The 20,494-nt window shown below is 53.0% G+C and carries 18 protein-coding genes and 1 pseudogene; 5 read left to right on the forward strand and 14 right to left on the reverse strand.

The genetic code is table 11. The annotated features are described in order from the left end of the window. Positions 1-4: 4 nt before the first annotated feature. From NYE85_RS08880 to NYE85_RS08895, 4 genes are all read right to left on the reverse strand, one after another. The gene (locus NYE85_RS08880) at positions 5-2,587 is read right to left on the reverse strand and encodes a fimbria/pilus outer membrane usher protein (protein ID WP_405050657.1); all 2,583 of its coding nucleotides are present in this window, start codon (positions 2,585-2,587) and stop codon (positions 5-7) included. After that, entirely contained in the window at positions 2,584-3,285 is a 702-nt protein-coding gene (locus NYE85_RS08885; protein ID WP_259004379.1) for a molecular chaperone, read from the reverse strand. Before NYE85_RS08885 ends, NYE85_RS08880 begins: the two co-directional genes overlap by 4 nt. Positions 3,286-3,368: 83 nt before the next feature. Further along, positions 3,369-3,926 carry a fimbrial protein gene (locus NYE85_RS08890; RefSeq protein WP_259004380.1) on the reverse strand — a complete coding sequence of 186 codons (558 nt, stop codon included), beginning with the start codon at positions 3,924-3,926 and terminating at the stop codon, positions 3,369-3,371. Between the two features lie 298 nt (positions 3,927-4,224). Then, positions 4,225-4,776 carry a hypothetical protein gene (locus NYE85_RS08895; protein WP_259004381.1) on the reverse strand — a complete coding sequence of 184 codons (552 nt, stop codon included), beginning with the start codon at positions 4,774-4,776 and terminating at the stop codon, positions 4,225-4,227. Between the two features lie 355 nt (positions 4,777-5,131). On the opposite strand from NYE85_RS08895, the gene NYE85_RS08900 reads away from it, so the two are divergent. Together NYE85_RS08900 and NYE85_RS08905 are read left to right on the forward strand one after the other, a co-directional pair. Further along, entirely contained in the window at positions 5,132-5,974 is an 843-nt protein-coding gene (locus NYE85_RS08900; protein ID WP_259004382.1) for a hypothetical protein, read from the forward strand. Positions 5,975-5,978: 4 nt separating this feature from the next. Next, positions 5,979-6,413, forward strand: a complete 435-nt coding sequence (locus NYE85_RS08905; protein ID WP_259004383.1) for a hypothetical protein — start codon at positions 5,979-5,981, stop codon at positions 6,411-6,413. Between the two features lie 23 nt (positions 6,414-6,436). Here NYE85_RS08905 and NYE85_RS08910 read toward each other — a convergent pair. The 7 genes and pseudogenes from NYE85_RS08910 to fimA form a co-directional block, all read right to left on the reverse strand. Next, positions 6,437-6,680, reverse strand: a pseudogene (locus tag NYE85_RS08910) (transposase); the annotation flags it as partial. A 97-nt stretch (positions 6,681-6,777) separates the two neighbouring features. Further along, on the reverse strand, positions 6,778-7,293 hold the full coding sequence (locus NYE85_RS08915; RefSeq protein ID WP_259004384.1) for a fimbrial protein: 516 nt from the start codon (positions 7,291-7,293) through the stop codon (positions 6,778-6,780). Between the two features lie 10 nt (positions 7,294-7,303). Further along, positions 7,304-8,308 carry a fimbrial protein gene (locus NYE85_RS08920; protein ID WP_259004385.1) on the reverse strand — a complete coding sequence of 335 codons (1,005 nt, stop codon included), beginning with the start codon at positions 8,306-8,308 and terminating at the stop codon, positions 7,304-7,306. Continuing rightward, the gene (locus NYE85_RS08925) at positions 8,308-10,947 is read right to left on the reverse strand and encodes a fimbrial biogenesis usher protein (RefSeq protein WP_259004386.1); all 2,640 of its coding nucleotides are present in this window, start codon (positions 10,945-10,947) and stop codon (positions 8,308-8,310) included. Before NYE85_RS08925 ends, NYE85_RS08920 begins: the two co-directional genes overlap by 1 nt. Positions 10,948-11,026: 79 nt before the next feature. After that, the gene (locus tag NYE85_RS08930) at positions 11,027-11,731 is read right to left on the reverse strand and encodes a fimbria/pilus periplasmic chaperone (protein WP_405050658.1); all 705 of its coding nucleotides are present in this window, start codon (positions 11,729-11,731) and stop codon (positions 11,027-11,029) included. Positions 11,732-11,757: 26 nt separating this feature from the next. Next, positions 11,758-12,300 carry a fimbrial protein gene (locus NYE85_RS08935; protein WP_259004387.1) on the reverse strand — a complete coding sequence of 181 codons (543 nt, stop codon included), beginning with the start codon at positions 12,298-12,300 and terminating at the stop codon, positions 11,758-11,760. 55 nt (positions 12,301-12,355) lie between these two features. Next, positions 12,356-12,913, reverse strand: coding sequence for a type 1 fimbrial major subunit FimA (gene fimA, locus NYE85_RS08940; protein ID WP_259004388.1), 558 nt, complete (start codon positions 12,911-12,913; stop codon positions 12,356-12,358). Between the two features lie 620 nt (positions 12,914-13,533). Between fimA and NYE85_RS08945 the strand changes: the two genes are divergently transcribed. The 3 genes from NYE85_RS08945 (at position 13,534) to actS (ending at position 16,411) form a co-directional block, all read left to right on the forward strand. Beyond that, on the forward strand, positions 13,534-15,024 hold the full coding sequence (locus NYE85_RS08945; protein ID WP_259004389.1) for a YadA-like family protein: 1,491 nt from the start codon (positions 13,534-13,536) through the stop codon (positions 15,022-15,024). A gap of 186 nt (positions 15,025-15,210) precedes the next feature. After that, the gene (locus NYE85_RS08950) at positions 15,211-15,555 is read left to right on the forward strand and encodes a helix-turn-helix domain-containing protein (protein WP_259004390.1); all 345 of its coding nucleotides are present in this window, start codon (positions 15,211-15,213) and stop codon (positions 15,553-15,555) included. 73 nt (positions 15,556-15,628) lie between these two features. Beyond that, positions 15,629-16,411 (forward strand): amidase activator ActS, encoded by a 783-nt coding sequence (actS, locus tag NYE85_RS08955; protein WP_259004391.1) that lies wholly within the window; start codon positions 15,629-15,631, stop codon positions 16,409-16,411. Between the two features lie 35 nt (positions 16,412-16,446). Here the strand turns inward: actS and lldD are convergent, their stop codons facing one another. The 3 genes from lldD to NYE85_RS08970 all read right to left on the reverse strand — a co-directional run bounded on the left by lldD (position 16,447) and on the right by NYE85_RS08970 (position 20,458). Next, positions 16,447-17,586: an FMN-dependent L-lactate dehydrogenase LldD gene (gene lldD, locus NYE85_RS08960; protein ID WP_259004392.1), complete on the reverse strand. Its 1,140-nt coding sequence runs from the start codon at positions 17,584-17,586 to the stop codon at positions 16,447-16,449. 37 nt (positions 17,587-17,623) lie between these two features. Then, positions 17,624-19,204 carry an L-lactate permease gene (locus NYE85_RS08965; protein ID WP_259004393.1) on the reverse strand — a complete coding sequence of 527 codons (1,581 nt, stop codon included), beginning with the start codon at positions 19,202-19,204 and terminating at the stop codon, positions 17,624-17,626. A gap of 333 nt (positions 19,205-19,537) precedes the next feature. Then, positions 19,538-20,458 carry a LysR family transcriptional regulator gene (locus NYE85_RS08970; protein ID WP_259004394.1) on the reverse strand — a complete coding sequence of 307 codons (921 nt, stop codon included), beginning with the start codon at positions 20,456-20,458 and terminating at the stop codon, positions 19,538-19,540. Positions 20,459-20,494 lie beyond the last annotated feature (36 nt).

Raw genomic sequence — 20,494 nt, forward strand, 5'->3', positions numbered from 1 at the left:
TTCTTTATCCCGTGCAGGTCGAGGTCAGCCTGATTAAATGCCGATCGGTGGGGAGTTTTGTAATATCAAAAGGCAACAGGCAGCGGTCTCCCAAGCCTTCTCCCCACCGTATGATTAATTTCCCGCTGCTCTGCTCACTGCGGACATAAATCTGCCCGCCCTGGCCGACCATTCCGACAATACCACCATTTTCTTCCAGCACGTCGGCGCCGGCCGGAACCGGTAATCCGTTCTGTAGCGTTGATTTTATCAACAGCGCTTTCCCTGACCGGGTGCGGAACGTTACCTTTACCCCGGCACCGGCCACGGGAGCCACGTTGTGCTCACTGTCGATAAGTTCGCTATCTTCATTCATGCCGGCGGGATCGAGGGTAATACGGTTAAACCGGTACGGTGTCATGGATGGCAACAGTGCGTATCCCTGGTTATTGATAGTGATTTGTTGCGAGCTGAACAGTCCGGCACCTGCTGCACCTTTGGCTTCAATCAGTGCAAAGGTGTCGCTTAAATAAGGACCAGCGGTAATACCGCCCGAATGAATGGCCAGTCCCCCCTGAATACTGCCAGAAGTTTGCCAGTAATCGTCTCCCTTGGAGGCATTCAGTCCCAGGGTGGTGACAGGCATACGCTTTTGCAGGTTCCCGCCGATGACCGTCTGTCGGTTATGCTGGTCATAACTGGCATTTAGACTGTAACTGGTGGTCAGTTTTTCATCTGCCATTCCGGAAACCGAACTCTGATACTGATTACCTTCACCAGAAGAGTGGGTCCAGGATGACGTCATTATCGATCTGCGTGCTCGCGGGCTACCCAGAGGGATAGATAAAGAGAGTGAAGCCATCGTCTGCATGCTCCCTTCAGCATTGTGATAGCCGCCGGTTTTCTGTCGGGAAAGGGTGGCATTCATACTGACCCCTGAACTGAAGCTGTTGCTGTAGCCGAGTTGCAACTGGGTATCCCGGCTGCGCCCGTTGCGATAATCCTGTGAAGAGCCGGACAGGAAAATGTTTCCGTACTCGGCCATACTCTGGCTGAGTGAAAGCTCAAACCGTGATTGCTGCTGATAGGTGCCGGATTGCCAGTTATACCCGCGCCTTGCCGCATCGCGGACGCCGAGGACGTCACTGAGATCCCGGTAGCCGGCCGTCGAATATCGATATCCTGCCAGAGAAAGGGTGGTGCCGGTTGTCTGGAAGGTTTTACTCCATGACAAATGCGTCATCCAGCCGCGTGATTTCTCATCGTTAGGAAGATTTGCCTGTGACCAGGTCAAATCAAATCCCAAAGCGCCGGGAAATCCGCCATACACTCCGCCAAACATTGCCGCCTGATAGCCGTCGGCAATGCGTATGCCGCCGTTTGCCGTGATGGTATTACTCAGTCCCTGCTGCCAGACGAAATCGGTGAAGGGGGAATCTTTGCCACCGTCACGTGTTTTTCCCATGGCAAGGTTATACCGGTGGGTTCCGGTACGCATCGATTCCGGAACGGCGGCAAAGGGAACGCTGAATCGCGTGACTTCCCCGTTCGCTTCGGTGACGGTCACATCGAGATCGCCACTGTAGCTGGTCGGGTAAAGATCGTTAATTTCAAATGCTCCGGGAGAGACGGTGGTCTGATAAATTTCCTGTCCGTTCTGGCTGATGGATATTCTGGCATTTGTGGCGGCAATACCCCGGACTACCGGTGCATAGCCGCGTAGGGAATCCGGTTTCATACGCTCGTCAGTTGCAAGGCTGAGGCCGTTGAAAGAAAGGCCGGAGAAAAACTGACCGCTGGTCACGAGCTCTCCCAACTGTAGCTGGCTGCCGAACGCGGGAAGGGGACGTTGAATATAGCTGCGGATAATATTCCAGTCACCGCCGGCATGGCTGTCATAGCTGTAATTAGTCAGTTGCCGGAACTGCCATTTGCCGAGATTAATCCCGCCGTTCAGCGCGATCCAGACAGAATCCCGCTCGCTGATATTATTGTCGGAATAGGAAACATGATAATAGTTTCCGATGTAGTTCAGGAAACCCAGAGTGCTACCGGAATCCAGTGCATCGGGCGAAACGTAGCCACGGGGGAGCTTCAATATCTGATCCTGAGGGACAGACAGATCAAGACGCAATCTTGCAGTATCCATTTCGCTGCTCCCGTTGCTGACAAGCTGCGTAAATAACTGACACTCCTTATCCTGTTTTATAAGGGCTTTTTTATCCTCCCTGATTTTGATTTTTGTGGTTTTTAGAACCTCAGGGGTCAGACAGGGCTGAATATCTCCTTCGGGGGTTTCCTTAAAAAGAATATCGTGACGCTCAATATATTGGCCGTTCAGGTAGACATCGGTTTTATAGCTACCAGGAATAATGGCACCAGGTTTGGACAGCCGTGCGATAGCGGACTGGCTGAAGCGGCTTCCCCGGAAGAGTGCCGGGTCAAATCCGTGCTCATCATTGTCCGCCTGTGTAATAGGCAAGGTTGTATTGCTCCCAGCAATAGTGACGGGGGCAATGGTTATTGTAAAAATAAACGCAGCCAACTTTGCCATTACTTTTTGTCCCGGTGTTAACCATATATCTTTAATAGTTGGGTACAGGCTCATAAACGACGTTCTGTTCTGACATCCACACCGTAATCATTGACCAGCGACAATATTAATGTGCTGCCCTGAAGATGAGACAATGCGGCAGGGATTGGCCATTTTTCCGTTTCACCTGGCGGAATCATCAGCGAGTTTGCCAAAGGAAATGTTTTATTGTTCAGTGATAATGAGGCTGAACGGATCACGGCAAAATAACTGCTCGGGTTACTCACAATCATATATTTACCCTGCTGACGGAAAGTGAGTTGCTCCGCAATGTCCGCTGCTCCACGGGAGGATGCCTGTGGGCGGTAAAATATTTTCACCTTGCTGGTAATGGCAAGTACCAGGCTGTTTGCGCCACTTTTATCGGTGTTGACCGCGGGGAGTTGGCTGAAACTCAGTAAGGAAATCTGCTCTTTACCGTCTTGTGTTTTATTGCCAGTATAAATCAGACGTACTGTCTGAGCCTTGCCAGGTTCAATACGGAATACATTAGGTGTGACAACAAACATATCGCTGTTTTTATTATCTGATAAGTTTTCTTCAATATTAAGTTGAACAATATAGGGATTGGATCCTTTGTTAGTGAAGTGCAGGGTTTTTTCCTTTAACTGCGCTTGATATATTATCCGGGTTCCGGTCAGAACGACACTGGCATGAGCAAGTTGGCCAATAAGTGATACAACAACAAGAAGTGAGAATAAAAAAATGCGCATCGGTAAACCTCTGACTCAATACAATACTTTCCCATTTTCATGGGGATATTCTGGCTGTGAATACAGCCAGAATGTAGAGCAATTTAGAAATAAGACAGCGTGTATTCGGCGACTGCCGTGATCTTGCCAGGCTTGGCTATCGCGGCATTAGTTACAAAATATCGTGCACCAAAGTCATGGCTGGCAGAGGTCGCATTAGCGGCCAAGGACAGGCCTGAAACCGATGTAGGACCATTCAACACAATTGGGTTGCCACCGGTACCTTCATCCATTAACTGAATTCCAAAACCAACAGCCCCGTTGGTGGTTGCTCGATTCCCCAGTACGCCGGTCGGGGCATCCACATCGTAGCCTAAAAATTTAACTTTGACGGGCTGAGCGTTAGTCGCATCAACCTTGCAACCACTAATAGAGACGGTGAAAGGTGTCTGACCCGCAGATTGGCCGTTTGTCAGTGTTGCACCAAATTCCGTCATGGCAACGGTTGGCAGCATGACGACGGAATTAGTCTGCCCGTTGACGCTGACTACACACGTCTGGTCGGTAACCTCACCTTCGAACGTCACGGTCGGCGTTGCGATAGCGGCTAAAGGTAATGAAGAAACTGCCAGAATGGTCAGGATTTTGCTTGATCTAAACATAATTACTACCCTTTATAGTTTATTCCCGCTCTGATTATTTTGTCAGTATACGGAAATGACTTGTTGCCCATAGTTATTGAATGACGTTACGTAACAGGAATTTTTATCTTTGCAAACCTCCATGAAATTTATTTATATAATTCCCTCCATGCTGGAAGTGGCTTTAAGTTCCTAGTGATGGTCTCTTAAAATTCGATTTACCATTTTTGTAAAACGAGTTTTAAATAAACGCTTATAAGCTGTATCCTGGTTTTGAGAAATAAGAAGAAAAACTCATGCTAAGATTCGTTTTTTACCGTTATCTAATCCACTCCAATATGTCCTGACACAGGATGGTGGTAACGGCATTTCTTCTTTCTATTCCATATTTAAAAAGCACATCCCGCTTAACAAAATAAATGCTTTTCTCGGAAACCCCGTAAGTCTTTGCAATGCTTTCCGGGGCTTGTCCCTTACTCAGTTGTCTGATTACATCCCTGCGTTTCCCTGGCAAAACAGTAAGGTTTATTTCAGAGTGCAACGCATGTTCAATGGTTTTGTTAAGTTCTTCCAGCGTTGTTTTCTTTGCCAGCAATCGTGGAAAATGGTTGCGCTTGGAGATTGTGATATACTGATCTAGCATAATAATCAGTCGCGTTTTGCTGATTGTTCTTTTTTTCATAAACTCACGGCGAAGCAACGGAGAACTGATTGCGAGTACCACGATATCCCCATGTGCTGGATTAAAATTGTGTGCTCCATCAGTATCACTTACCATAATGAAGTTAGCATTGGGCCTGATATGAGCAATGGTTTTCTGTAAGCCATACAGAAAGAATCTGTTATCTGATATAAAATGGCTGGCTAACATGAATATCCTTTAAACCCCGCGCATTGAGATAAAAGCACTAAAAGTCCAGTTAAAATAAATACTGATTTAAATCATATTTCTCTGGTTAATAAATTTATGGTAAAACTCTTAATCGAGGAAGGACTTTCATAAAACAAAAACAAAAACAACATTAAAATCAAAGAGTTGCATAGAAAAACAAACCGAAGATAATAATGTATTGGAAATAAGTTTTTATAGGAGGTATATTTTTTGTTAATTGCATGTTGCAAATAAATGGATATTAATTGCAAGCAAAGTTACTTGCTCTTTGAGTTAGTGTTTATAATATATGTATAAGAAGGTTGTCGGCACAATAATCGAATCGGTGATTTGTATGGAAGTATATATTATTGATAATCTAATAGTTTTTGTTCCGGAAGAAAAAATTATTGAATCCTTAAAGACAGGAACAAAGTTGCCAATACAGAGTGCGGGTGCTCGGTGCCTTAAACTGCTCCTTGAAAGGCAGGGCGAGGTGGTTCCTCAGACCGAGTTAATGATTGCCGGTTGGGGGAAAGATGCCCTTAGTACCCTTTCGATCCCGGCATATTATCAGTGTTTTGTCAATTTACGTAAGGCACTGAAGAGACTTGGCTATGAAAAAGAGCTGTTTGCAACCCGCAGAGGGCGGGGGCTCAGGATTAATACGTATATTAATGTTAAAAAAAGCAACAATGATAACAAAATTGCAGTTACTACAGACAATCCTCTAGATACTGATAGTCAGGAATTATTGCCTCATGAAAATGATAAACGTTTATTGACTCCTGAACGGGACGATTATTTAGCTTTACCGGAGCAGAGTGGCGCTGATACTGAAACAGCTATGCTGGAAACAGACGCCGGAAAAAAACAATGGAAATTTATTGTGATTTTTGCAGCTATTGTGGTTTTGTCAGTATGCCTTTGGTTCTTTCTGCAATATCAAAAGCCGTTGCGCCTTTCAGGATATGTAAGAGTAGCCGATACCCCTAGTTGCTTTTATTTTAATGTAAAAAATAAAGATAATGTCTTTGCCGTGGATTATTTGGTTAAGAAGAGGTACCGCTGTACAACAGATGAAAAATATTTCATATCCTATTTTTCCGCATCTCCCCGGTTGACTGTGTTTATCTGCGGGAAGGCAAATCCTCTCAATTGCGATTCGGTGACTTATGTTCTTGCTCAAAAGAAATAATATATTGAATTACATCATGGGCACGATGCTTTTATCGGTAGCAATGTCCTCAGCCATGGCGGAAGACATTGATTGTGAAGTCTATCACTCCCTTTATCACGATAGTGTGAGAATAAAAGCCAACTATCATTTGATAATGGCTGATGGTTCTGGCGTTTTTATGCTGAATGGCAGCATTGAGTCGGATAATAAGATATACCCCCTGAGTAGAGATGTTTACTTTACCTACAGGAGACAGGGGGGGAATGGCTATTTGTTCAAAAATAAAGCCATACAAAAGAAACCGCTGGATAATGTTCCTGAACAGGTTTTTACCGCGCATTATCCTGCTTTTTTTTCAGAGGCAGAGAAGAATATAACCTTTAACTTTTATAAAGAAAAGAAAGGTTATGTGATTAGTTTCGTTAGCACGCCTCTGTTTTATTGTAATAATAGTTAACTGCTTTTGTTGGTACGCCTGTTTTAGTTCCACGCAGTTTTGAGAGCTCCGGTTTATCCGCCATCAGCCGGTATACTCCCGGCGTCAGGCTATTCAGGGGGCGTGAGGTCGCTCGCTGTGGTATTCCGCCAGCCAGCGTTCTGCGATCTTCCATGTTTCATTCAGCGTCATGAACAGATAAAAATCCGCTATCTCTGTCCGGTGCGTCTGGTTAAAGCGTTCAATAAAGGCATTCTGTAACGGCTTACCCGGCTTAATAAATTCCCGCAACGCACCACAGCCCCCGCTCCAAACGCTGCGTTTAAACCGTTCTGGCTACTCTACCTGATTCCCCAACCTTGCTCCGCTGTATGCGATTGCAACCTTATTGATACTCAAGGGCAAAGGTGGCGTCGGCATTGGCCAGCCCTGCCTTGACCGGCAGCGCGGTGGCGACGTACTGACCGTAGAATTGCAGATTCTGGTTACCCGGCCCGGCTTTTAGCGGGTAGAGGCCGGTGGGCTTACCCAGCGGGATGCGGTTTTTGTCTTTATCCAGAATAGCCAGCCCGACGTTTTGTGCCGAGCCGGCGCCGGCTAACGCCAGCAGGGTTGCATCGGTGCCGTTAGCGGCGCCGTTGAAGGTTATTTTGACGCCTCTTGCTCCGGCGTCGCAGTTTTCCAGCGTCAGGATAAAGGGTTTGGCCGGCGTCTGCTGGTTGACGGCGAACTGCTTGTCTGCCCAGTCCCCCATCTGTACCGTCTGGTTCTGCGAGGCCAGGCTGACGCTGCAGGTGTTGGCAACCAGATTGGCGGTTATCGAGATGTTGATCACCCCAAGATCGGCCCGGCACTGGTAGGCCGCGAGCAGAGCAAGCAGGGCGATAAGCTGTTTCTTCATGTCGGGTTCCTCAGGCGAAGTCAATGCGCAGGTAACCCTGCGAGGTCACCGGGCCTTCTGCCGGTTTAACGCCGGTCACGCTGACGGGATAAACCTTGATGGTGACGTTGGCGCTGGTGGTACCGTCGAGCTTGAACGGCAGCACGCTGGAAAAGTCGTTCGGCGTCAGCGGCCTGTCGCTCCCGTCGGTGATGACAAAGCCGACGTCCTTGTTAGTGGAAACCAGAGCGTTGCCGGCGGTGTTGTCGGCCTGCACGCGCAGGCTTAGATTGGCGTAGGCGTCGATGTTATTGCACTTGATGCCCAGGTTGCGCGCTATCGGTGTAACGCCGCTGGCCTTGGCGCCGGCGGTTTTAAACGCCCCGGTGGAAACGTTGCCGAAGTCGACGGTAACGATCTGCCCGGCGTTGATCACGCAGGTCTGCGGTACGGTGATGCTGTAGTTAAGGTAGATGTTGGCAATGACTATAGTTTGTTTGCTACACGATATGCCAAGGCAGGCCCCCCAGCGGCCGAGGAAGACATTGTTGGCATAGGTGCCGTTGATCAGCGGCCGGATTATTTTTAGCGAGGAATCCCAGGTTGTAGGGGCATATACACCAGAGGTAGGGCCGGGTTGACATGTATCAGGACGTACAGCACTTTGGTTAAATGGGGGATACAGAGTTTTACACGCACCCCTAGTACGGACCGCAACGGCGAAATAGTCATCTATCGGTTGATACACCCAATCGGTTGGCGAAGTACCAAAAGGAGGTAGTGTGCCGTCTATCTTACTGAAGGAGTTGCTTACATAACCGGCACCAAAAATACCAAAGAAACCGGTATTTACGCCGGAAATGGTAAAAGAAGTACTGACCTCGGTATGGCCCACCACGTTATCGGTTAATCCCAACGTTTTATTGATACTGAGATTAATCGTCTGGTTACAGCCGGAACAGGCGGCCAGCGCCTGGTTCAGCAGGCACGCTGCGCCAAGCAGCGCAAATAACAAGGTAGATTTTAATACGGACATCACTGGCACCCCGCCTTGGCGTAATTTATCGCCTTGTTTTCGCTGCCCTGTGGCAGCCGATAAGAAACTTCGCAGCGCTGCGCTGCGCCACGCCCCCACACCACCTGCAGCTTGCCGCTGAGCGGCAGGCCGGCCAGGTATACCTGGCCGTTTTCGCCGACGATGCTGGCACCGCTGCCGTTTTCCTGCGCTACCGTCGCGCCAAACGGCACCGACTTGCCGTTGCCCTGCACTAGCGTCATCAATGCCCTGGCACCAATCCGTGCCATAAACTGCGCGCGCACCAGTGCGCCTTTGGTTGGCACCACGTTTGCTACCGCATCGTCCAGATCGGCATTGTCCCGCAAGGTAGTCGGGTCAAGCGCCACGCGGTTCAGGCGATAGGTGGTGGCGTAGGGCACCACCGCATAGCCGCGCCAGTCGGTGCTGACGCCGGTGGCATTTTCAACCTGCACGTCTTTGGCACCGGCGGCGGCGATCAGCACGTTGGTATCGCCCAGCGGCTGGCTGAAGGTGACGCCGTTGGCGTGGGCAACCACACCGCCGCTCAGCCCGTAGTTAACCTGTCGGTAGCCGTTGCTGTAGCTGTAGCTGGCGTTGCTGTTGCCGTAGGTGCCCTGATAGGCCAGATTGGCGCTGCCGTTGCCGCCGATGCCATGGTTGCTGTACCCCTGCATCACGCCGTAGGAAAGGTTATTGCCGGCCAGCAGGGTGCCGCCGATGCCGGCCTGCTGGGTAAGCTGCCCGTGTGCGTCGGTGTTGGCCGAATAGGTGGCATAAGTCGAATTGGACGAGCGGGTGATATCGCCCGCTCTGCCGCCGCCCGACAGCCATTTGCCCAGCGGCAGGGAGACGTTCACCGCAAAGCGGTTGTCGGCATTCGCCAGCCCCGGGCTTTTGTTGTAGCTGTAGGAGAGGCTGTAGCTAATATCGTTCCAGTAGGCGCTGTAGCCGGTCTGTAGCAGATCGTTTTTCTCGCCGGTATGCCAATAGGTTTGCTGGCTGCCGGTGAGGAATAACGAACCATAGTCCCAGACCTGCTGGGTAATGTTGACCTGCACGCGGCCTTTTTTGGAGTATTTGAGGTTGTAATACTGGTTTGCCCCCGGCCTGACGTCGACCGGCCCGTCCTGGGTATTGAGGGTATAACCGGCCGTGCGGTTATAGCTGGTTTCATCCAGCGTATAGAAGCCCTCGGTCGAGTAGCGGTAGCCCAGCAGTTGGAAGTTGGTCCCCGCCTCGTTCAATGATTTGGCGTACAGGAAGCGCAATGACTGCCCCTGATGACGGCTATCGTCGGCTAGGTGGCTATTGGCCTGGGTGATGTCTGCCGACATCGCCCCCCATTCTCCCAGGTTTTTGCCGGCACCGAGGGCCACGGCGGCATAGTCGTTCGACAGCTGGCTACCGCCATACACCGTGACGCCGGCTGGCAGACCCCAGATAAGCGTGCCCTGACCGAACCCCGGCTTGCCTTTATTGCTGTCGCCGCTGCGGAACTGCCCGGCGGTGACGGCGTACTTCACCCGGCCTTCGCGTTGCAGCACCGGCACGGCGGAATACGGCACGGTAAAGCGGTTAACGCTGCCGTCGCTTTCCTGCACCTCAACCTTGAGATCGCCGCTGGACGAGGTGGGGTAAAGATCGCTGATGGCAAAGGCGCCGGGGGCAACGTAGGTTTGATAAATCACGTAGCCGTTCTGGTTGATGGTCACCTTGGCATGGCTTTTCGCCACGCCGTGCACGGTGGGGGCAAACCCGCGCAGACTGTCCGGCAGCATATTGTCGTCCGACGCCAGCTGGGCGCCGCGGAAGTTGACGCTGTCAAACACGTCGCTGGGGGTGACGTGATCGCCCAGCGTCAGTTCGCCCTTGAGCGGAATAATCGCCCGTTGCAGGAAACTGCTGATGTGCTGCCAGCGATTGGAATGACTGCCGTTACCGCTGCTATACGACCAGCTGGAGTTGTCACGCAGGCGCCATGGGCCCCAGTTAAGCCCGCTGTTCAGGTTCAGGAAGTAGTTGTTGCTTGGCGTGGTGCCCCAGCTGTTGCCGCCGTTAAAGTTATAGTTAAGCAGCGCAGCGGTGATGCCATTATCCCACTGGTCGGGAGGAATATACCCGCGCACGTTATTCACCAGCATCACCTGCGGAATGCTGATCTTCAAGCGCTGCTTTTCAAAATCGAAGTCGGACTGCGCGCCGTCGATAACGTCTGGTAATGGCAAGCATTCATCGGGTTTTAATAGCGTCAGTTTGCTCTGCATTGTCATATTGACGTTGAGCGCCTTCAGCTGATTATACGAAAGGCAGGGGGTTAGCCCGCTGTCGTCATGCGCTACCGCAGATTTTTCATTAGCAACAAAGTTTATATTGCGGTTGGCAATATAATCATCATTCAGGTAAAGCTCGACGTGATATTGCCCGGCGGCCTGCCCCTCGTCTTTTTCAAAACGCGACAGGTCGGCGATAGCCGAGGGATCGCCCGATAAAAAAGACGGGTTAAAGAACATTTCCGCTCTTACAGAGGCCGGCGGCAGCATTGCAACGATAAACAGCGCGGAGCCAAAATAAGACGCACAGGACATTCCGCATTGTCTTAATAGCAGTGCGCTCTTGGTAAGAGCAAATAACCGCATAAATACTCCTTTATTTTAGGCAACTGATTTCCTGAGAGCCAATGACGCTTCGTCACACCTGCCTACGGAAAATTTTTTATTATTTCACTACGCCGGTGATGCTGGGGGTATTGGCGCCATAGTCATTAATGGTTTGGTATTTTATCGGCCCGGCAGCGCCGGTCGGGATGGCGATACCGCTATTGCTCTGGGGCGCTACCATGGTGTTGGGCAGGTTATGGGTGCCGATAGTGAAATTAACCAGCGTAATGTAGTAAGGCGTTGGGTTATCGATAATTAACTGACCGCCTGTTTTATTGAAGGTCAGTTTGGCCGGAGCGTCTGCTGGCGACGTGGGCAACCCCGCCGGGCGAACAAACAGCTTGATCCGCGACAGCACCGCCAGTTGCAGCACGTTTTTACCCTGAACCGCCTCACGCTCGACCGCCGGGATCGCCTTGACGTTGATCCAGAATACGCTTTCACGGTCTTGCGGCAGTTTTTTGCCCACGTACATGATACGCAAGGTGTTTTCCCCCTGCGGCTTGCTGACGAACAGCGGCGGGGTCATGATGAAATCAGTGGTTTTTTCTCCGTTTGTCGTCTCAATCCATGATTGGATCAAAAAGCGCAGATGCTTATCGCTGTTTGTCACGGCTAATGAAGTCTGTTTGGCATCGGCCGGGTAAACCACCCGGGTGGCTCCGAGCGCGATGCCCCCGGCCTGGACGCCAGAGGCGCTGACGGCAAGGGCACCAAACAGCAACGTTAACCCCAAATGACGGATTGATTTGTTCTTGAACACGCTGACCTCGTTAGTTATTGATTGTCTTATTGATAGGTAAGGGCGAACCAGGCCCAGGCATCGGCCTCGCCGCCAGTGACCTGACGCGAGGTAGCCCGATAGCGGGCCGAAAATCTGAGCGTTGTTTCCCTATCCCTAATCAGCGTCAGATGGCTCGGAGGAGCGTTGGGTACCAGCAGATCGTCATCAGCATCAAATAGCGCCAGGCCGATGCCGGGACCCTCATGCGTTCCGGTCCCGGCTTTCAGTACCAGCGGATCCTTGCCGTCGGTCACGCCCCAGAAACTGACGTCCACGGTGTGGTAGGTAGCCCGGCTACAGCCAGTCAGATCGATACTGAATGCAACCGGGGGGGAATAACTGCCAAGCCCTTTAAATTGGTTACTGCGCACTTCGCCCATTTCGACGATCTGATTGCCGCTGCGCGTGTTGACCGAACACGCGGGCGCCGTAATTGCGCCGCGGAGTTTCACCTGCCCGCCATTAATGATCACGTGATGACGATTGCCGGCCAGGGCAACCGTGGAAAACAGCAGCAACGCAGCGGTGATAATCGTTGAATGTCGCAATGTAGGCTCCTTGCTAGGCATGGCTAAGTGCGCAGTTCATCCCTGAGCGGAATGTTTACTGGTATTGCATGGTGAAGGTGGCGTCGGCGTCGGCTTCACCCGGGGTCACCGTTTTTGCGGTGGCTTTGTAGCGGGCGGTAAAGTGCAAAACGTTTTTACCGTCGGCCAGGGTGAACGGAGCCGAATAGGTGGCACCGTTAGGGATGAGGACGTTATCCAGGTGATCGCGCAGCTCGATGCCAACGCCGGAAGCGACGCCGGCAGCACCGCCGGCAACGTTGCTGACGCCCAGCACGGTGTTATCGGTTTTGTCGGCCGGTCCGTTGAAGGCCACGGAAGCCTTGGTCGACACGGCGGTATCGCAATCCTCAAGCTTGATGGTAAACGGTACTTTGCCGGAGTAATCACCCGCGGCGGTAAACTTGGCGGTGCGATATTGACCGAGGTTGACGGTCTGATCGGTGGAGTCGGCGCTAACCGCACAGGCGGCATTAACAATACGGCCGGTGAAATGAATATTACCGCCATAGGTTGTTGTCGTGGCGGCCAGTGCGGAGGCAGCGGTAGTCAGCAGTGCAGTCCCGATCAATATGCGTGATAAATTCTTGTACATGAAATTTCCTTTTAAATTATTTAATGGGAATTGCGCAGCCAAATATCCAGATGCGGGCAATAGCCGTTTGGCCGGCGAAAGAATAATGATGGCGGAAAGTTAAACGGTGATTAAACGCCCTGGTGTGATTTAAATAACGTCATAAAACGTCGCTTTGCTAAAAATAAATATCAACCAATACCATTTCTGACCGGTTTTATTCTCAGTTAATTCTCAATAATATAAATGGTGGTTATCCTGTGTCATTATTGTGACATTGTGTCACAACTTGATTGGGGCATTTGCGTAATGGGCTGGCGTAATGCGGGATTGGCGTTGATATGTGTCTTGTGACAGGCGTTTTAAATTTACTGAATTCGTGTTTGTGGTTGGTTGCCACTTTCCGTTTTTTGGTCTGTCATTTGCTGTTGGTGGGGTTTTGTTGTGGGCGTTATTTTTTATTTTAACGTTTTTTTGATTTATTATTGCCAAATGAATTTTAGCTTATTTCTCTGGCGCTGGTTTAGGTTGTGATGGTTAAATAAAATTAAATTCATTCTTTGGTTGCGAAATAAAACTTATATTTCTTGCAATGGATTCCGCTGTTTTTTCTATTGTCGACCATCACAAGGAATATATTAATGACGAAGCAAACGACGAAGTTCAAACTGGCCCTGGTGGCGCTGGCTATTTCCGGCTCGCTATTTGGCGAAGTGGCGTTGGCCGCTCCCGGTGCCGGCTCTTATGAGGCCGGCGGCGGCCTGGCGCCGGGCGCGGATTCGGTGGCGGTGGGTGCCGGTGCGGCGACGGGCGCGCTGACCGACCGGCAGACCGCTATCGGCGTTAACGCCACCACGCAGGGCCGGGGATCGACGGCGGTAGGCATGAACGCCGGGGCAATCGGCACCGAATCCGCAGCGTTGGGTAACGAAGCCAAAGCCAGCGGCGACTTTTCCACCGCGGCCGGTTATTACGCCCAGGCCAGCGGCGTGCAGGCGACGGCGATTGGCGAAGAGGCCAGTGCCAGCGCGGACAATGCCAGCGCGTTCGGCAGCAAATCCAAGGCCTCCGGCGTCAATTCCGTAGCGCTCGGCGTAGGTTCGGTGGCAACAGAAGATAACGCGGTATCGATCGGCGCGCCGGACGCTACCCGTAAAATGACCAACATGACCGATGGCGTGGCAGTCACCGACGGCGCCACCGTCGGCCAGCTTAACACCGCCGCCAAAACCTTGCAGGATGGCGTCGATGCCAACAAAACCGCCATTGGCGTTAACGCCGGCGCCATTGCCGAACATAAGTTGGCGATCGACAAGGCACAATCGACAGCAGACAAGGCAGATGCCGCAGCGGTCAAGGCCCAGGCAGGCGCAGACGCGGCCAGTGTGGCGGCGGCGACCGCGCAGGCGGGGGTCGACAAGAATACCTCTGACATTGCTACCAACCAGTTGGCAACAGAAAAAGCGCAGCAGCAAGGGCTGCAAAATGCCAGCGATATCGCGGCCAATAAAACGCTGACCGAAGGTGCGCAAAAATCGGCAGATATGGCGCAAACCACGGCGAATACGGCGACCACGGCTGCCGCAACCGCGCAGCTAACGGCGGACAAGGCGCAGGCCGGCGTCGATGATAACGCGCAGAAAATTGCCAAAAACAGCAGCGATATCGGCAGCAATGCGCAGCAAATTGCCGATACCACCAGTAAATTCAATCAATTTACCGAGGCGACGGCCAACATCACCAGCGAACTTGACGGCAAATTGACGCAGCAGGCCGGACAATTGAATCGCGTCGATACGCAAACGCAAAGCAACACCCGTTCGATTGGTCAGCTCAGCAACCGTATGGACCAGTTTGATACGCGTCTGGGGCAGCAGGACGCCAAAATCAATCACCTGAGCAAACGGCTGAATGCCGGCGTGGCCTCTGCCTTCGCCATGTCGCAGATCCCGCAGGTGATGACGTCTGGCGCGTCTATGTTCGGCATTGGCGGTGGTACCTTCCATGATTCAAGCGCCGTCGCCATGGGGTTATCTACCGCCACCCAGGGGGGGATGGTGGTCAAGTTCAGCGGTACCGCCAATACGCAGGGTGACTATGGTCTGGGTGCCGGCGTTGGCTGGCAGTTCTAACGGCTGAGCGACAGCGCCGATGGCCGTTGGTTGGCTGCGGCACCCGCATCGACCCGTCGGCGGTTAACCGCCAGAGCGTTGGCCCGGCGACATGGGGTGGCGCCTGGCGGCAGTATCGCCCGGTTAACGGTTAACCGCCGGGGCGAAGTCTGCCGTCGTTGGGCATGGGATGATAAGGAGACGAGCGTGGCTCTACATAGCGTCACGGAAGCGGCAAAGTTGGTCGGCGTGACCCGGCGTACCATCTATCGCCATATTGCCAGCAACAAGCTGCTGGTTGCGGAAGGTCAGGGCGACAACATCAAAATAGACACCGGCGAACTGTTGCGTGTTTATCAACTGCCGGCACAGCAGCTAACACCGAACTGTATGGCAATTCTGCTGGAAAAACTGCTGTTGATGCAGCAGGACATCACGATGTTGATTCTTGCGGTCAATGAGATCAAGGGGGCGCTCTATACGCGGGTACCGGCAGAAAAAGAGCGCGGGCTTTTGGACTGGTTAAAAAAAACCAAAAGGCATGGCGTATGAATCCCCCTGCTTTTTGACTGCCTTGCCACAGGTGTTAAGATATGCGGTCTTTATGCGTTGTTGGCGTATCAGCATGTCGAACAGATTGGGGATGGCTTTGGGCAGAGGAAGCATAACGGTAGGGTGGCGTCGCGTCGCGGTGTGTCTGGTACTGGCTCTGCTGCTGGCGGGATGTTCCGGCAAAAATAGCTATAACCGCGATTACGATAAGCTGCCAAAAGGCAGCTATAGCGGTAAAACCTATACCGTAAAACGCGGCGACACGCTGTATTACATTGCCTGGATAACGGATAACGAAGTCGGCGATCTGGCGCGCATCAACAAGATCCGCCCACCCTATAGCCTGGCGGTCGGGCAAAAACTCAAAGTTACCTCGGGCGCGGCGTCGAAGTCCTCCTCGGGCAGCCGTTCGAGCGGCCGTTCGTCAGGCACGGTTCTGGTAAAAAGTACGCCACCACCGGGAGCCTCACGCTGCTGGCGATGGCCGACCAGCGGTAAAATCCTCGTCAAGTTCTCTACCGCTGACGGCGGCAACAAGGGGATCGATATCGGCGGCAGTCGAGGCCAGCCGGTGTACGCGTCGGCGACGGGCAAAGTGGTCTATGTGGGTAATCAGCTGCGCGGTTATGGCAACCTGATCATGATCAAGCACGGCGAGGACTTTATTACCGCCTATGCCCATAACGACAGCACCCTGGTGCGCAATGGCCAGCAGGTAAAGGCCGGGCAGAAAATCGCCACCATGGGCAGCAGCGGTGCCGATTCGGTGCGTCTGCACTTCCAGATCCGCTATCGCGCGACGGCGCTGGATCCGTTGCGTTATCTCCCGCCGCAGGGCAGTTCGCCATCGTGTTAGACAATAGGGCCGGTTAATAGCGGCCCTATTGCGTTTTAGGCCGATTTAACCAATAACTCGCGGGTGATGTCGCCGATGCTTTTGGCTCCGGTCAGCGTCATCGCTACGCGCATTTCCTTGTCGATCAAGCTTAACAGGTTGGCCACTCCGGCCTCACCGGCTGCGGCCAGCGCATAGACAAACGCCCGCCCCAGCATCACGCTATCGGCACCCAGCGCGATCATGCGCACCACGTCCAGCCCGTTGCGGATGCCGGAGTCGGTCAGAATGGCGATGTCGCCCTTGACCGCATCGGCAATGGCCGGCAGGGCGCGGGCAGTGGACAATACGCCGTCCAACTGACGGCCGCCATGGTTGGACACCACAATGCCGTCGGCGCCAAAGCGCACCGCGTCTCTGGCATCTTCCGGGTCAAGAATACCTTTGATAATCATCGGCCCCTGCCAAAATTCGCGGATCCACTCCAAATCCTGCCAGGAAATCGACGGATCGAAGTTGGCGCCCAGCCAGCCGATGTAATCTTCCAGACTGGTCGGTGTACCGCGATAGGCCGACACGTTGCCAAGATCGTGGGGTTTGCCGTGGATGCCGACATCCCAGGCCCACTGTGGATGGGTCATGGCCTGCCATACGCGACGCATGGCTGCATTCGGGCCGCTCATGCCGGAATGCGCATCGCGGTAACGGGCGCCAGGCACCGGCATATCAACGGTGAATACCAGCGTCTTTACCCCGGCGGCCTGCGCACGTTCCAGCGCGTTGCGCATAAAACCGCGATCTTTCAGCACATACAGCTGGAACCACATGGGCCGATCGATGGCCGGCGCCACTTCTTCGATCGGGCACACTGAAACGGTCGACAGGGTAAACGGGATACCTTTGGCGGCGGCTGCGCGCGCAGCCTGCACTTCACCGCGGCGGGCGTACATACCGGTCAGCCCGACCGGGGCCAGGATCACCGGCATCGCCAGTTTTTCGCCGAACAGGGTGGTTTCCAGGCTTAGCTCGGACATGTTTTTCAATATGCGTTGGCGCAGCGCGATATCGGCCAGATCGGCGGTGTTACGCCGCAGGGTGTGTTCCGCGTAGGCTCCGCCGTCAATGTAATGGAACAGAAAAGGCGGAAGCTTAGCCTGTGCTGCGGCCCGGTAATCGGTTGAAGCGGAGATGATCATAATGCCTACCTTACTTTTGTCGTTAACTTACGTCCCTTCAGGAAGCCAGTACCCATCCGACCGCCGCGGCAATCACGCCGTAGGCCAGCATCGGTAGTACGGTCTTTCTGATGATTTTCCCTTCGGCGTTGCTAATGCCGAGAATCGAGCAGACGGCGATGATGTTATTGATACACACCATGTTGCCCATGGCACCACCGACCGATTGCAGCGCCAGCGTCAGGTTGAGGTTCAAACCGCTGCTGACGGCGATGGAATGCTGAATGCCGCCGAACGTCAGGTTGGAGACGGTGTTGGAACCGGAGAAGAACGAACCGAGTGCGCCGAGAAACGCCGAAAACAGCAGCCATCCCGTGCCGGTGGCGTCGGCCAGCGCCTGGCCAATGATAATCACCGGCGCGTGGTCGCCGCCTTGCATCATCATGTTCACCATGATCAGCGCGCCGAGCAGGGCGATAAACGGTTTGCTGATGCGTGCGGCGGTGTCGCTGAACATGTTACGCACCTGACTGCCACTCAGCCGAAACAGCGGTATGGAAATCAGCACCACCAGCAGGAACGGGATCAGCGCCGGCACGTACAGCGTTTTATAACTGGCGCTGACGCTGGTGCCCAGTACCTGTTGCAGATTGATGATCAACGCTTTGCTGAGGCTAAGTTCACCCAGCCAGCCAAGGCTGCCTTGCCACAACGGTGCCGTGCTGTTGAGCAGTGCCTTCAGCCCCAATTGGTGAACGCGGGTCACGATTAAAATGGCGATCAGCAGCAGCGTGGGGGTCATTGCCTTCAGCACCAGACCAAAGGCAATGGCAGTGCCGGGCGTTTTGGCCGGGTCGTTGGTGAGGCCAATGCGGCTACGCGCCAGCAGTACCGACAGGGTCAGGCCAATTGCGCCGCCCAGTAAGGCCGGAAACTCATAATTTACCTGCGCCAGCAACAGGTAGGGCACGGTACAGCTAACGATGCTGAGCAGGATAAACACCAGATTATGGCGGATCTGTTGCCAGGAAACGATAAAGCGCAGTGCGAGGATCGGAATGATAAACCCGGCGACGAAATGAATTAACGCGCTTAGCCGGCCAATATCCAGCAGGTCGCCGTCACTCAGGCCCAGATTGGCGAAGCCAAACCAGGTTGGCGTGCCTACCGCACCGAATGATACCGGCACCGAATTCATTACCAGCGTCAGCAGCGCAACGCGCAGCGGATTAAAGCCCAGGCCAACCAGTATCGGGGCGGCAATGGCGGCCGGTGTGCCAAACCCGCTGGCGCCTTCAATCATAAAGGCGAAGGCCCAGCCGATGATCATCAACTGCGCGACCGGATTGGGGCTGATGTTTTCCAGCCAGTTGCGCACCACATTTTCGGCACCGCTGATCTGCATCAGTTTATTGAGCAGGATCGCACCGGCGATAATGGTAATCGGCGTGAACACCGCCACCAGTGCGCTAATGATGTTGGCGTGCAGCAGGAGCGGTGCGCTGTCGAACCATAGTAGCTGTACCACGTATACCACCGCTGCGGTCAGCGGCAGAGCCAGATAAGAGGGCACGCCTTGACGTTTCGTCATCATCCATATCAATAAGACGATGGGAGCGATACTGAAAAACAGGGACATATCATCCTCAGAGGTCATTATTCTTGTAGGGGAGAGGTGTTACAAAGTCGTTAATTTCCACGGCGCGTTATTCTAATCACAACATAATATGATGTTCTATGACGCATTTTTATAACATCTGCTGCGTAAAGAAAAACGGATACGTTGGTGTCAGCGGTCGGCGTCGCAGGGGGAATTAAACAGCTTTAAAATCAGCAGGATAAAAAAATGTATTGTGTGATAAAAGCGCGGGATCACATTTATTAGGCGTTTATTCTCAATAGATTATATCCAAATATCGCCTAATCCCTGCCGACACTGCGATATGGAAAGAAGGCAATAATGTGCCGTAGCTCAAAAATAATGACTGATATTTTTATAACTGGAGATGATGTGTTCGATCAGCAACCGCGTTTTTAGCGGCAAATTGCGCGTGTACGGGTAAACTGCATATACGCCGAGCACTTTGCCGCAGTGTCCGGCCAATATTTCCAGTAGTTTGCCCTCCTGTAAATCCTCGTACACCATGCAACGCGGTACCATGGCTATGCCGTAGCCGCCGATTACCGCTTTGCGGATCGCCCGCGCATTATTGGCGGAAAGGTTGCCGTTGACCTGCAATTCGGCAATCTGGTCGCTCGTCGGCTGTTTGACCAGCCAGTTGGCGCTACCGCTTTCCTGGTAGGTATAGGTCAGACAGTTGTGATTGAGCAGATCGGCGGTGGTGGTGGGTTGCGGATGGCGTTCCAGGTAGCTTGGCGAACAGACGATCACCCAGCGGGAGTCGAGGATATGCCGGGCAATCAGGCTGGAGTCCGGCATGGTACCGGTGCGGATCGCCAGATCGATACCCTCATTGACCAAATCGACAAAACGGTTTTCCAGCCGCATTTCCACCTTCAGCTCCGGGTGCTGGGCGCAAAATTCGGCCACGCTTTCGCTGAGCAATAATTCGCCGGAAATGGTCGGCACCGACATGCGGATGGTACCGGTCAGCGCTTCGCTCCTTTCGCTTACCGCATACAGCGCATCCTGCATCTGGCTGCTGATGGTTTTGGCATGGCGGTAAAGCTCCTGGCCGTTTTCTGTCAGCGTCAGGCTGCGGGTGGTGCGGTACAGCAAGCGTGCGCCGAGCGACTTTTCCAGGCGGCCGATGCGTTTGCTGATCGCCGAACTGGTAATGCCGGCGCTTTCCGCCGCCTTGCTAAATGAGCCGCATTCAACAATTAACGCAAACAGAATCAAATCGTTGGCATATTCGTGGGTAGGTAACATAGCGCCCTGTTTTCCGTGGCCATGATGAAGCGTCAG

It is taken from the genome of Serratia sp. AKBS12 (assembly GCF_024793895.1).
GTDB lineage: Bacteria > Pseudomonadota > Gammaproteobacteria > Enterobacterales > Enterobacteriaceae > Serratia_F.